Below are 13,020 nucleotides of genomic sequence, written 5' to 3'. Positions count from 1 at the left end.
GGGCACGCGGAGGCCGGGGAGTCGGCGTTCAGGCCCGCCCGTGCGCCTCCTGCGAGCGCCGCGCCAGCGCGTCGATGAGCACCGCGGCGAACAGGACGCCCCCGGTGATGACGAACTGGATGGCGGTGGGGGTGTCCGTGATGGCCATGCCCGAGGCGATGGACTGGATGACCAGCATGCCGAGCACCGCGGACCAGGTCGTACCGCGTCCTCCGAACAGGCTGGTGCCGCCGATGACGGCCGCAGCGACGGCGTTGAGGAGCAGGACGCCCGAGCCCGAACTCTGGCTGACGGAGGCGATGCGCGAGGCCAGGAACAGGCCGCCGACCGCGGCCATGGTGCCGGAGACGGCGAGTACCGCGGTCTGGATCCCGGTCACGTTGAGGCTGGCGCGGCGGGCCGCCTCGACGCCGCCGCCGAGGGCGTAGACCTGCCGTCCGTAGTGCGTACGGCGGAGCAGGATGTCGAGGCCGGCCACCACCACGAGGAAGATCAGCAGGGCGAGCGGCAGCCCCTGGAAGCGGTTGAGGAGATAGGCCGTCGTGAACGCGACGACCGCGAGCGCCCCCGTGCGCACCCCGATCTCGCGGAGCGAGCGGTGCGGCATGCCGGCTGCCGTGCGGCGGCGCCGGTCCAGGTACGACGCGAGGAAGACCGAGCCGCAGGCGAGCGCCGCCAGTCCGTAGGCGACGGCGTCGGTGGTGAAGTAGTAGCTGGTCAGGTCGGCGAGGAAGCCGTTCTCGTCGAGGTTGATCGTGCCGCTGGTGCCGAGGATGTAGAGCATGAGGCCGTTCCAGGTGAGCAGCCCCGCGAGCGTGACGACGAACGCCGGCACCCGGGTCTTGGCACAGGAGAAGCCCTGGACGGCACCCGTCACGGTGCCCGTCAGCACCGCGACGATCAGGGCGAGCCATTCCGGTACGCCGTTGTTCACGTTCAGCACGGCGAAGACGGCCGCCGCCAGACCGCTGATCGAGCCGACCGACAGGTCGAGTTCGCCGATCAGCAGCACGAAGACGATGCCGACGGCGATCAGTCCGGTGCCCACGATGTCCACGCTGAGGTTGGACAGGTTCCGCGGCGAGAGGAAGTTCTCGTTGAGGGACTGGAAGATGATCCACACCGTGGCGAGGACGAGGACCACGGGGAGCGATCCCAGTTCGCCGGCGCGCAGTCTGCGCCGGACGAAGGCGACTCGGCCCTTCAGGGCGTGGGCGAGGACATGCCGGAGGGGCGGCCGGCGGGTCTCGGCGAGCAGCGGGTCGGGTTCGGTCCGCCTGTTGTCCTCCATGCGACGCATCCCTTTCACCAGCCCGCGTCATGGGCGGCCGTCCGGCGCGGCACGTTCTCCGTGGCGCCGGTGATGGAGGAGATGATCTGTTCCTGGGAAGCGGTGTTCACGTTGAAGAAGCCGTTGTTGCGGCCGAGCCGCAGCACGGCGGCCCGGTCCGCGAGCGCCTTCACGTCTCCCATGTTGTGGCTGATGAGCAGCACTCCCATGCCGCGGTCGCGCAGCGCGTCGACGAGATCGAGGACCTCGGTGGTCTGCTCGAAGCCCAGCGCCGCGGTCGGCTCGTCCAGGAGGAGCACCCGGGGCTCGCCGAGCAGCGAGCGGGCGATGGCCACCGCCTGTCGCTGGCCGCTGGACAGCGAGACGACCGGGGCGCGCAGATCTGGGATGGTCCGGGTCAGGCGTTTCAGCAGGTCGATGGTGCGGCTCTCCATCTCCATCTCGTCGAGGAAGCCGAACCTGCGGATCTCCCGGCCGAGGAAGAGATTGCCGACGACGTCGAGGTTCCCGCACAGCGCGAGGTCCTGGTAGACGGTGGCGATGCCGAGGTCCCGGGCGTCGTGCGGGCGTCTGATGTGGACCGGGCGGCCCTCCCACTCGATGACGCCCTTGTCCGCGGGCGCGACGCCGGAGATCACCTTGACGAGGGTGGACTTGCCGGCCCCGTTGTCGCCGAGGAGGGCGACGACCTGGCCGGCATGGATCTCCAGGTCCACGTCCCGGAGGACCTCGACGACACCGAAGCGCCTGCACACGCCGCGCAGCGCCAGCAAGGGGGGAGCCGACACGACATCATCTCCTTCCCGGGGTGGGAGCCGGCCGGAACCGGTTTGGTGAGTGCTTCTCAGGTCAGCCCGGCCTTGCTGCAGGCGGTCTCGAGCCGGGGCACGCAGATCTGCTCGACCGTGTAGATGCCGTCCTTGACCAGCGTGCCCTTGATGTTGCCGACGGTCACGGCCACCGGGGTGAGCATCACGGCCGGAACCTGCTTGCCGCCGGTGGGCCGCACGGTGTCCTTGCCGACCTGGTCGAGGGCCTTGCCGCGGGCCGCCGCCACGGCCATGGTGGCGCCGGCGGAGGCCTCGGGTCCGAACGGCTTGTACACGGTCATGTACTGGTCGCCGCCGACAATGCGCTGCACGGCTCCGAGTTCGGCGTCCTGCCCGGTCACCGGGGGCAGCGGTTCGACCTTGTTCGCCTTCAAGGCCGAGATGCTGCCCGAGGCGAGGCCGTCGTTGGCGGCGTAGACCCCGTGGATGTTGCCGACGCCGAGGGCGGCGAGCGCGCCGGACATGTTCATGTTCGCGGTCTCCGGCCGCCACTGCAGGGTGTCGTACGCCTTGCCGATCTTCACCCTCCCCGTCAGCACCGACAGGGCGCCCTTCTTGAACTGCGCCGCATTGGGGTCGCTGGGATCGCCGTTCATCATGACGATCTGGCGGCCTCCCGCGCTGTCGTCGCTCATCGCCCTCAGCAGCGCCCTGCCCTGGAGCCTGCCGACCTCCTGGCCGTCGAAGGAGACGTAACCCGAGATCGGGCCCTGGGCGAGACGGTCGTAGGCGATGACCGGGATGTTCGCGGTGGCCGCGTCCCTGACCTCGGTGGCGAGCGACCTGGCGTCCACGGCCACGAGCACGATGGCGTCGACCCCCTTGGTGATCATCGAGTCCATCTGCTCCTGCTGGATCGCCACATCGCCCTTGGCGTTGGCGTGCTCGATCGAGCAGTCGCCGCACAGCTCCTTGATCTTCTTCTCCAGCAGGGGCCGGTCCTGCGTCTCCCAGCGGGCCGTGGTGGCGTCGGGCAGCAGCAGACCGATCGTGGGCGAACTCCCGCCGTCGGGGTCGCCACCGCCGCCCGAACCGCAGGCCGCCAGGACGACGGCCGTCGAGAGCGCGGCCATCGTCGGCGCCGTGTGCCGCATCCAGGTCCTCATCCGGGAGACCTCCCTCGGCGGCGTCGGCAGCGCAGGGCGAAGGGGCGCGGCGTCATGGATGCGTGCGTGGTTCGGACGGGCCGGACGGACCACGACCGACGACCCGCGACGGTACGAGCCCGCATGGGCCGGACGGCCACGACGGCATGGACACCCGTCCCGGCGAGGTGGGGCCTGCGCCCGACCGGCCCGGCACCGGCGGCTATGTCGTCGAGCATGGCGATACCCGGCCTCCTCACATTCCACGGATACGGCCGGGCAGCGGACGGGCGCCCGCAGACGCGGGCTCGATGCCGAAGCTAGAGATCCGCCCGGAACATGCCGCGTGGACGTGGCAAGACGACCATGTCGCCAGTGTGGCACCGGGCGGGGCGAACTGCGACTCTGTGGGGTTTGCCCGTATATGCAATTCTGGTGTGGGGGTGCCCGATCTCAGTCGCTTCTGCGGCACGGACGGGAAGTAGGTTGCGGACATGCCTCATGACGGCCGTGCCCGGGCCGGAGTGTCTCAGCCGGCGGCATCCGGAGCCGACACCCGGGGCACCGGTGCCACCGGTGCACTGTCCTCGGTGCGGGCGGCAGCGGGCGAGCGGGCCCTGGTCTTCGCCGGAGTGGCTCTGGCCGCGGTCTATGTGATCGATGGCGAGGAGCAGGAACTCCGGCTGGCGGAGACGGCCCGGTGCGCCGCTTCCGAGTACCGGCTGCCCGAGCATCTGCCCCTGCCCGGAGGGTCACCCGCGGAGCACGCCTTCCGTACCGACCGGCCGTTGTGGCTGACCCCCGCGGCCCTGGCCTCCTACCCCGAGGGCGGCCCGACGCCGCGCGGGGAGGCGTCGCTCGGTGCGCTGCCGCTGCGGAAGGAGGGCAACAGGCTCGGCTGTCTCGTCGTCGTGGGCGCCGGCGCGGACGGCTTCGCCGCCGAGCAGCGGCACTTCCTGGAGCGGTACGCCGACGAGGTCGCCCGTCTGCTGCCGCCCGGCCCCGGCGGTTCCGTACGGTCTCCGCTGCTGGCTCCCGCCCTGCGCAGTCTGCGCGTCGGCTCCTTCGTGCTGCTGCCGGACACCGGCCGGGTCGATGCGGACGAGACCCTCCTCGAACTCGTCGGCATCACCCCGGACGAATTCGACGGCAAGGCGGACACGCTCCTCGCACACGCCCTCCCGGAGGACATGCACGCCCTGGTGTCCGTCCTGGAGCCGGCCCCGCAGGCGTTCGGCCGGCGCGAGCTGGAGTTCCGGGTCCGCGGCCCCACCGGCGAGATGCGCTGGCTGAGCCTGAGCTGCCGGGTGGCGGAGGGCACCGCCGACCGGCCGGAGCAGGTGCTCGGCGTGGTGACGGCCACCTCGGTCCTGCGCCGCGGCGCCGACGAGGTCTCCAGGATCCAGTGGCTGACCGCCGCCCTGGACGAGGCCGCAACCGTCCGTGACGTCAGCCATGTCGTGGTCACCGCGCTGCGCGAGCCGCTGGGCGCCGACCGGGTGGCGCTCGCCGAGCTGCAGGGCGAGCGGCTCATGGTCACCGTGCTCGACCCGCCGCAGCCCGCCGCCTGGCCCCAGATCTGGCGCGACGAGTGGCGCACCGAGTGGCCCGACGCACCCATCGGCGCGCTGCCCACCCTTCAACTCGCCCTGCGGGACGGGCGGATGGACCTGTGGCCGGCCGGCACCGCCTTCGAACCCGGACTCGACGGCATCGGCAGCGGAGGCCTGGCCGTGCTGCCGCTGCCCGCCAGGGGACAGGTCGCCGGCGTGTGCCTGGTCGGCTGGGACAAGCCGCATGACTTCGTGCCCGACGAGAGGTCCCTGCTGACCGCCACGGCGGCACTGGTCGGCCAGGCCCTCAAGCGCGCCCACGAGCACGACGCCGAGCAGCAGCTGGCGACCATGCTGCAGCGCAGCCTGCTGCCCCGCCGCCTGCCCGAACTCCCCGGCGGCAAGGCAGTGGCCCGCTATCTGCCCGCCCGGCGCGGCCTGCAGGTGGGCGGCGACTGGTACGACGTCATCGCCCTGTCCGAGGACCGGGTGGCGCTGGTCATCGGGGATGTCCAGGGCCACAGCGCCGGAGCCGCCACGATCATGGGCCAGATGCGTACGGCGGTCAGGGCCTACGCGGTGGAAGGCCACCCGCCCGACGTGGTCGTCTCGCACGCCAACCGTCTCCTCGTCGGGATGGAGACCGACCTCTTCGCCACCTGCTGCTATGCCGAACTGGACCTGGAGGAGGGCAACACCCTGTTCGTCCGGGCCGGGCACCTCGCCCCGCTGGTGCGCCTTCCCGACGGCAGCACCGAGGAGATCGAGGTCGAGGGCGGACTCCCGCTGGGCATCCTCGAAGAGGCCGAGTTCCCCATGACCGCCGTCGCGCTGAGCCCCGGCACCGTGCTCGCCCTCGTCACCGACGGCCTGGTCGAAGCCGCCGGCCTGCCGGTGGACGAGGGCATGGACCTGACGCGCGCCGCACTCGCTGCGGCCGACCCTGCGGACCTGGGCCGTATGGCCGACGAACTGCTCGGCGACGTCGGCCGCCGCGAGGACGACGTGGCGCTGTTGCTGCTGCGCTACGACGGCATGGGGATCCGCCCGACCCGGGCCGGCTGGGTGGTGTGGCGGCTGCCCGACGCCGTCATGCACGCCCGCCGCTTCACGGCACGCACGCTGCGCCGCTGGAAGGCCGAGGACGTGGCCGACGCGGTGCTGCTCGTCGTGTCCGAACTGGTCACCAACGCCCTGGTGTACACCCAGGGCCCGGTCCGCCTCGATCTGGTGCTGCGCGGTGACCGGGTGCGGGTCGGCGTGAGTGACGCCTCGCCGCGCGCGCCCGCCAAGCCGGTGATCGTGGACTGGGAGTCGACCGGCGGCCGGGGCCTGCTGCTGGTCGAGGCGATGTCGGAGTCCTTCGGCTCGACGCCGGTGGCGGGCGGCAAGCAGGTGTGGAGCGAGATCGCCGTACCGCCGCGGGAGCAGGCTGCCGCGGCCTCCGAGCCCGGGACGGTGGGAGGGGGGCCGCCGTGAGGCTGCGCGGGCGGCACGTTCTCGCGGTCCTCGCCGCGGGACTGCTGACGCTGTCCCAGGCGGCCTGCGGCGGCGACGGCCAGGCCGACACCAGCGGCTTCACCGTCGGCCTGCTGCTGCCGAGCCGGTCCGTGCCGCGCTGGGAGCAGTCCGACAAACCGCTGATCGAGAAGCGGCTGAAGGAGCTGTGCCCGCGCTGCACGATGGAGTACGCCAACGCCGAGAACGACGCGACCAGGCAGCGGCAGCAGATGGACTCCATGATCACCAAGGGGGTCAAGGTCCTGATCCTCGACGCCGCCGACACCAAGGCCCTGCGTTCCTCGATCCGAGCGGCCCACGAGGCGGGCGTACCCGTCGTCGCCTACGACCGCCTCGCGGAGGGGCCGATCTCGGGCTACGTCAGCTTCGACGGCGGCGAGGTCGGCAGACTTCAGGGCCAGGCGCTGCTGAGGGCCATGGGCAGTGGGGCGCGGAGCAAGCAGATCGTCATGCTCAACGGCGACCCCACCAGCCCCAACGCGGCCTGGTACCGCAAGGGCGCACTCTCCGTCCTCGCCGGCGAGGTGAAGATCGGCAGGTCCTACGACACCCAGGGCTGGAGCACCGACAACGCCCACGCCCACATGTCCGCCGCCATCGCGGCCCTCGGCCCGAACCGCATCGACGGCGTCCTCGCGGCCAACGACGCCATGGCCGCCGGCGCCATCTCCGCGCTCAAGAGCGCCGGGGTCACCAAACTGCCTCCGGTGACCGGCCAGGACGCGGACCTCGACGCCGTACGCCGCCTCGTCAAGGGTGAGCAGTACATGACGGTCTACAAACCGTTCCGCAAGGAAGCCGCCGCGGCCGCCGACATGGCCGTGGCCCTGGGCCGCAGCCACGACCTCCGCACCGTCGCCCCGACCACGACCGACAGCCCCACCGCCAAACGCATCCCGTCCCTCCTGCTCGAGCCGAGCGCGGTGACGAAGGACAACATCGAGCAGACCCTCGTCGAGGACGGCGTGTACACCGTCGACGAGATCTGCGGCCAAGACCTCCGGTCGGCCTGCGAGAAGGCCGGGCTCACGCAGTAGCGGAACCACCGTCCCGCAGCCGCCTGTCCGCGGTGTCTGATGCCGCGCGATCTCAGGTGGAGTGGGGCCAGGCGCGCAGCAGGCCATCGATCAGGTTCCTGCTGCTGGTGGTCGTATACCCGCCGGGAAAGAGCGACCCGGTCAAACCGCCCGGCAGCTACAGGGCGTACCTGGCCTTCTTGCGCGGGCAGGCCGAGTACCACGCGAAGTGGCGGGACAAGGTGGAGACGACCGTCGGCGGGCGTCCGGCGACCCTGATGACCGCCACCACCGACTGGTCGCTCGACGGCAGCCTCGGCTGCCCCACGACGGGCGGGGATGCCGCCGAGGACTGTTACGGGCTTCAGCCCGAGTACTCGCTGCGCGTGGCCGTCATCGACATCGGCGATCGGATCCCACTGGTGTCCTGGACCACCGTGAACATCGATCAGCAGCGGGACACATCGGCGGCATTCGCCCGTTTTGAGGCGATGTTGCGGAGCCTGAGGTTCTCATCCCGGTCCTGGTCGAGGTCGGCCTCCGGCACCGTCGTATTCTCCTGACGCGCCCCGCATCGAGAGGTTACGTACGATCATGACCACCGCAACGCTGCTCGACGGCAAGGCCGCGGCAGCCGAGATCAAGAGTGAACTCGCCGCCCGTGTCGAGGAGTTGAAGAGCAGAGGCATCACGCCCGGCCTCGGCACCATCCTCGTCGGCGACGACCCCGCGAGCCGTTCCTACGTCGGCGGCAAGCACCGCGACTGCGCCCAGGTCGGCATCGCGTCGATCCGGGTGGAGCTGCCCGCCACGGCCACCCAGGCCGACGTCGAGGCCGCCGTGCTCAGGCTCAACGACGACCCGGCCTGCACCGGCTTCATCGTCCAGCTGCCGCTGCCCGCCCACATCGACACCCATGCCGTACTGGAGCTCATCGACCCCGCCAAGGACGCCGACGGGCTGCACCCGACGAGCCTGGGGCGCCTCGTGCTCGGCATCCCGGGGCCGCTGCCCTGCACGCCCCGCGGCATCATCGACCTGCTGCGCCGCAACCAAGTGCCCATCACCGGACGGCAGTTCTGCGTCATCGGCTGCGGGATCACGGTGGGCCGTCCGCTCGGCCTGATGCTGACCCGCAGCACCGAGCACGCCACCGTCACCCTGTGCCACGAGGCGACCCAGGACGTCGCGGCCCACACCCGCGTCGCCGACGTGGTGGTGGCCGCGGCCGGCGTGGCCCACCTCGTCAGGCCCGACTGGATCAAGCCGGGCGCCACGGTCCTGTCCGTGGGCATCACCCGCACCGTCGAGGGCATCCTCGGCGACGTCCACCCGGACGTGGACCAGGTCGCCGGCACGCTCGCCCCGCCGGTGGGTGGCGTGGGCCCGATGACCCGGGCCATGCTGCTGACCAACATCGTCGAGGCCGCCGAGCGCGGCTGACGGTTCCACCGCCGAGAGGAGAACACGTGCCGCCGCGGAAGTACCCCTCCGCTCCACTCGAGCCCCGTGACGGGGTCCCGCGCGGGCACGCCCTCCTCCCGCCCGGTGACGGCCCTCGTCCGGGACCCGCCCTCATGGAATGGGAGCTGCGGGGCGAGTCCTGGACGGACGAGCATCCACACGACGAGTTCAACTACGTCCTGGAAGGCCACCTGTTCGTCGCGTGCGACGGGGAGACGGTCGAGGCGCGGGCGGGAGACGTCGTCCAGGTCCCGGCCGGCGCCGTCGGCCGCTACTGGGCCCCGGAGTACGCCCGCATGCTGGCGATCTACGGCCCCAACGCGGAAGGCCTGCCGAGCCGCACGCACGGTTTCACGCGGCTTCAGTAGCGGTACCGCCCGTGCCCGACAAGCGCTGTCAGTGTCCGTCCCGGGCGGCTCTCACGAGTGTGTCGAACAGGCCCTGCTGGGCGGCGTCCTCGTGGGCGGTGTCCTCCGGGTGCCACTGGACGGCCGTGAACCACCCACGGCCGCCCGGGAGTTCGAGCCCTTCGACGGTGCCGTCGGCGGCCCGCGCGGTGATCTCCAGTCCCGCCGCGAGGCCGCTCACCCGCTGGTGGTGGTAGCAGGACGCCTCCACCTTCTGTGCGCCGGTGGCCCGTTCCAGCAGCGTGCCGCGCCGGATCGACACCGGGTGCACGACGTGCCGGTGCTCGCCGTCCGGTCCGCCCATGTCCTGCTCCAGGGTGCCGCCGAGGGCAACATTGACGACCTGGAGACCGCGGCAGACAGCCAGCAGCGGCAGGCCCGACTCCAGTGCGCTACGGGCGACTTCGAGGTCGAAGGCGTCCTGCACCTCGTCCACGTCGTAGACGCTGTCGTGCGTGTCGGCGGCGCCGTAGCGGTGCGGGGCGAGGTCGCCGCCGCCCGGGAGCAGGACGCCGTCGAAGCGGGCGAGGCGGGCCGCCACGTCGTGCTCGGCGGGGTGGATGCTCGCCGGTTCGCCGCCGGCCCGCCACACCGCCTCGATCAGCGCACGGGCGTTGACTTCTGCGGCGTAGCGCAGTGCGGAGGTCGTGGCGGAGAAGCGGGCCGGGACGGCGATCAGGGGCCGTGTCACAGCTGGATCCAGGTGGTCTTGAGCTCGGTGTACTTCTCGACGGCGTGGAGGGACTTGTCCCGGCCGTTGCCCGACTGCTTCATGCCGCCGAAGGGGACCGTCAGGTCGCCCTCCTCGTAGCAGTTCACCCAGACCGTCCCGGCCCTGAGCGCGTGCGAGACCTTGTGGGCCGTCGACAGGTCGGAGGTCCACAGGCCGGCGGCGAGGCCGTAGTCGGTGGCGTTGGCCAGCCGTACCGCCTCCTCCAGGTCGTCGAAGGTGAGCACGGACAGGACGGGGCCGAAGATCTCCTCGCGGGACAGCCGCATGCCCGGGTCCACCTGGTCGAAGACCGTGGGGTGCAGATAGCTGCCGCCGGTGTCGGCCAGCGCGCGCCCGCCGCCGGAGCGGAGCCGTGCGCCTTCCTCGAGGCCGGTGCCGATGTGGCCGAGGACGCGCTCCAGGTGGCTCTCGCCCACCATCGCGCCCATCTCGGTCGCCGGGTCCAGCGGGTCGCCGACCCGCAGTTCCCCAGCCCGGGCGACGATCGCCTCGGTGACGCGTTCGGCGACGGAGGAGTGCACCAGCAGCCGGGAGGGGGCGGTGCACATCTCGCCCTGGTTGAAGAAGATGCCCCAGGCTGCGGTGGCGGCCGCCTGCTCCAGGTCGGGGGCGTCCGGAAGGATGATGTTCGGCGACTTGCCGCCCAACTCCAGCCAGACGCGCTTGAGATTGGAGTCGGCGGCGTAGCGCAGGAAGTGGCGGCCGACCGCCGTGGAGCCGGTGAAGGCCAGGACGTCGACGTCGGGATGGAGACCGATCGCCCGCCCCGCCACCGGTCCGTCACCGGTCACGACGTTGAGCACGCCCGGCGGCAGCCCGGCCTCGGTCGCGATCCGGCCCAGCAGCAGGGCCGACAGCGGGGAGTTCTCCGACGGTTTGAGTACGACCGTGCAGCCTGCCGCCAGTGCCGGGGCGACCTTCCAACTCGCCAGCGTCAGGGGGAAGTTCCAGGGGACTACGGCGCCCACGACACCGGCCGGTTCGCGGGTGATCAGCGCGAGGGCGTCCGGAGCGGTGTGGGGCGACTCGTCGGTGAGCTTGTCCGCCAACTGGCCGTACCAGCGGAAGGTGTTGATCGCGGCCCGCAGTTCGATCCCGTACGCGTCGCTGATCGGCTTGCCCATCTCCAGGCTGATGGTCAGGGCGAGCAACTCCCGCTGTTCTTCCAGGAGTTCGGCGATGCGCAGCAGGATGCGGCCGCGGTCGGCGGGTGCCAGGCGCGGCCAGGGTCCGGAGTCGAAGGCCCGACGTGCGGCGGCCACGGCCAGGTCGACCTCGGCGGGCCGGGCGTCGGCGACCTCGCGCAGGACCTGCCCGTCGCGTGGCGAGACGACCGCGAAGGCGGTTCCTCCGCCCGGCTCGTCCACCCCGTCGATGTGGTGTCCGCCGGGCAGCTCCAGGTCCTTGGCGCGACGCAGCAGGCCGTCGTGGGTGAGGGCCGACATCAACTCTCCTATGTGTGAAGGGGCGGTGCGTAAGGGCTTTGCCCTGATGACCGGGCCGACGGCGGCACCCGGGGAGTGGTGCCGCCGTCAGCCGTGTGCGGGACGTCGGGTGTCGAGCGGCGGGGTCAGTCCGTGGCGGTGTGCCGGTTGCGGGTCAGCCGTGCCACTGCGAGCCCCAGGACCAGCACCGCGGGGACGGTGAGCTGGAGCCAGACGGCGGTGGTCCGGTCGCCGCCGATGAGCGTGGTGAAGTTGTCGATGATCAGCCAGATCGCACCGGCGATGCCGAGCGCGCCCAGAACCGGCGCGACCAGCGTGTTCCACGGCCGGGTGTCGGCACGCGAGCGGCGGAAGAAGAACACCACCGAGACGGAGGTCAGGAAGTACAGGAGCATGATCGCCAGTACGGCGACCCCGCTGAACCAGGAGAAGAGCGTCAGCACCGGGTCCTTGCCCAGGACCGCGAAGGGCATGACCAGGGCCACCGCGATCACGGTCTGGACGAGGCCGGCCAGCCAGGGGGAGTGGCGGCGGTTGAGTGTGGTCAGCCCGTGCGGCAGCAGGCCCTCGCGGCCCAGGGAGAACAGGTAGCGGTTGGCCGAGTTGTGGAAGGCGAGGATGCCGGCGAACAGCGAGGTGGCCAGCAGGATCGGCAGCACGTCGCCCGCCCGGCCGCCGAACTGCGCGGTGATGGGGGCGAAGACGAAGGACGTGGCGTCGCCCGACGCCAGCGCCTTGCCCGCGTCCGCGGTCGCCTTGGAGGCGCCGTGCGCGGAGACCAGCATCCACGAGGTGAAGGCGAAGAAGCCGGTGATCACGGCGACCGACAGATAGGTGGCGCGCGGCACCGTCTTCTTGGGCTCCCGGGCCTCCTCGCCGTAGATGGCGGTGGCCTCGAAGCCGAACATCGACGCCACCGCGAACATCAGCGCCACACCGGGGGCGCCCTGGAGTGCGGCGTGTGGTGAGAAGCTGTCGCCGAAGCCGAGCCCCTCGGGGCCGCCGCCCTTCGCGAAGGTCACGAGGGCGAAGGCGATCAGGATGCTGAACTCCGCCAGGACGAAGACGGCCAGCACCTTGGCGCCCATCTCGATCCCGGCCGCGCCGAGGATCTGGACGATCACCATGGTGACCAGCGTCCACACCCACCATGCGATGTGTGCGCCGGTGTAGTGCTCGACCAGGCCGCTCACCGTCGCGCCGTAGAGCCCGTACATGGCGGCCTGGACCGCGCAGTAGGCGAAGAGCGCGACGCCGGCGCTGCCGGAGCCGGTCGAGCGGCCCAGCCCCTTGCCGATGTACGTGTAGAAGGCGCCGGCGTCCACGACGTGGCGGCCCATGGCGACGAAGCCGATGGAGAAGAGCAGGACCACGACGCCGGCCGCGAGATACGCGGCGGGGGTGCCGGCGCCGTTGCCGATGGCGACGGCGATGGGGACGGCTCCGGCGATGCCGGTCAGCGGGGCCTGGGCGGAGAGGACGAAGAAGAGGATGCCCAGGACGCCGAGGGAATCGGGCTTGAGCCGGCCTGTCATGGATGAATCTTGAGCGGTGTGCGGGGTGACCGCCGTCTGACTGTCCATTCGGATCACCTGTCGGGACGGGGAGGGAGGGATTCGTTTAGGGCCAAACGAGTTGCCTTATCGTGGGACGGAACTATCCGTTTGGCAAGGGG

11 protein-coding genes are annotated in these 13,020 nt (G+C 71.4%); 5 read left to right on the top strand and 6 right to left on the bottom strand.

Features of this window, described 5'->3' with window-relative positions; genetic code table 11:
• Nucleotides 1–28 precede the first annotated feature (28 nt).
• The 3 genes from ABZ880_RS47780 to ABZ880_RS47770 are packed head-to-tail and all read right to left on the bottom strand — an operon-like array spanning nt 29 to nt 3,227.
• Nucleotides 29–1,300, bottom strand: a complete 1,272-nt coding sequence (locus ABZ880_RS47780; protein ID WP_361277325.1) for a sugar ABC transporter permease — start codon at nt 1,298–1,300, stop codon at nt 29–31.
• 5 nt (nt 1,301–1,305) lie between these two features.
• Nucleotides 1,306–2,079 (bottom strand): ATP-binding cassette domain-containing protein, encoded by a 774-nt coding sequence (locus ABZ880_RS47775; protein ID WP_361277324.1) that lies wholly within the window; start codon nt 2,077–2,079, stop codon nt 1,306–1,308.
• A gap of 56 nt (nt 2,080–2,135) precedes the next feature.
• Entirely contained in the window at nt 2,136–3,227 is a 1,092-nt protein-coding gene (locus ABZ880_RS47770; protein ID WP_361277323.1) for a substrate-binding domain-containing protein, read from the bottom strand.
• Between the two features lie 473 nt (nt 3,228–3,700).
• Here ABZ880_RS47770 and ABZ880_RS47765 point away from each other — a divergent pair, with 473 nt between their 5' ends.
• From ABZ880_RS47765 to ABZ880_RS47745, 5 genes are read left to right on the top strand one after another with little or no spacing between them, the layout of a single operon-like run.
• Nucleotides 3,701–6,238, top strand: a complete 2,538-nt coding sequence (locus ABZ880_RS47765) for a SpoIIE family protein phosphatase (protein ID WP_361277322.1) — start codon at nt 3,701–3,703, stop codon at nt 6,236–6,238.
• Nucleotides 6,235–7,317 (top strand): substrate-binding domain-containing protein, encoded by a 1,083-nt coding sequence (locus tag ABZ880_RS47760; RefSeq protein ID WP_361277321.1) that lies wholly within the window; start codon nt 6,235–6,237, stop codon nt 7,315–7,317. The genes ABZ880_RS47765 and ABZ880_RS47760 overlap by 4 nt, the downstream gene beginning before the upstream one ends.
• A gap of 32 nt (nt 7,318–7,349) precedes the next feature.
• Nucleotides 7,350–7,859, top strand: coding sequence for a hypothetical protein (locus ABZ880_RS47755; protein ID WP_361277320.1), 510 nt, complete (start codon nt 7,350–7,352; stop codon nt 7,857–7,859).
• 31 nt (nt 7,860–7,890) lie between these two features.
• Nucleotides 7,891–8,739 carry a bifunctional methylenetetrahydrofolate dehydrogenase/methenyltetrahydrofolate cyclohydrolase gene (locus ABZ880_RS47750; RefSeq protein ID WP_361277319.1) on the top strand — a complete coding sequence of 283 codons (849 nt, stop codon included), beginning with the start codon at nt 7,891–7,893 and terminating at the stop codon, nt 8,737–8,739.
• A gap of 26 nt (nt 8,740–8,765) precedes the next feature.
• Nucleotides 8,766–9,128, top strand: coding sequence for a cupin domain-containing protein (locus ABZ880_RS47745; protein WP_361277318.1), 363 nt, complete (start codon nt 8,766–8,768; stop codon nt 9,126–9,128).
• Nucleotides 9,129–9,156: 28 nt separating this feature from the next.
• Here ABZ880_RS47745 and ABZ880_RS47740 read toward each other — a convergent pair whose 3' ends face one another.
• From ABZ880_RS47740 to ABZ880_RS47730, 3 genes are all read right to left on the bottom strand, one after another.
• Nucleotides 9,157–9,858, bottom strand: a complete 702-nt coding sequence (locus ABZ880_RS47740) for a gamma-glutamyl-gamma-aminobutyrate hydrolase family protein (protein WP_361277317.1) — start codon at nt 9,856–9,858, stop codon at nt 9,157–9,159.
• Nucleotides 9,855–11,345, bottom strand: a complete 1,491-nt coding sequence (locus tag ABZ880_RS47735; RefSeq protein WP_361277316.1) for an aldehyde dehydrogenase — start codon at nt 11,343–11,345, stop codon at nt 9,855–9,857. The genes ABZ880_RS47740 and ABZ880_RS47735 overlap by 4 nt, the downstream gene beginning before the upstream one ends.
• Before the next feature lie 125 nt (nt 11,346–11,470).
• Nucleotides 11,471–12,928 (bottom strand): APC family permease, encoded by a 1,458-nt coding sequence (locus tag ABZ880_RS47730; RefSeq protein WP_361277315.1) that lies wholly within the window; start codon nt 12,926–12,928, stop codon nt 11,471–11,473.
• Between the last annotated feature and the right edge of the window lie 92 nt (nt 12,929–13,020).

Source organism: Streptomyces sp. NPDC047043 (assembly GCF_040644055.1).
Lineage (GTDB): Bacteria > Actinomycetota > Actinomycetes > Streptomycetales > Streptomycetaceae > Streptomyces.
The sequence above is the reverse complement of the archived record's forward strand: the minus strand, read 5'-3'. Positions and strand labels throughout refer to the sequence as shown.

Bases quoted from the DNA above. Each gene is read 5' to 3' on its own strand.
- ABZ880_RS47780 (WP_361277325.1), bottom strand. From the start codon at position 1,300: ATGCGTCGCATGGAGGACAACAGGCGGACCGAACCCGACCCGCTGCTC.
- ABZ880_RS47770 (WP_361277323.1), bottom strand. From the start codon at position 3,227: ATGAGGACCTGGATGCGGCACACGGCGCCGACGATGGCCGCGCTCTCG.
- ABZ880_RS47765 (WP_361277322.1), top strand. From the start codon at position 3,701: ATGCCTCATGACGGCCGTGCCCGGGCCGGAGTGTCTCAGCCGGCGGCA.
- ABZ880_RS47750 (WP_361277319.1), top strand. From the start codon at position 7,891: ATGACCACCGCAACGCTGCTCGACGGCAAGGCCGCGGCAGCCGAGATC.
- ABZ880_RS47735 (WP_361277316.1), bottom strand. From the start codon at position 11,345: ATGTCGGCCCTCACCCACGACGGCCTGCTGCGTCGCGCCAAGGACCTG.
- ABZ880_RS47730 (WP_361277315.1), bottom strand. From the start codon at position 12,928: ATGGACAGTCAGACGGCGGTCACCCCGCACACCGCTCAAGATTCATCC.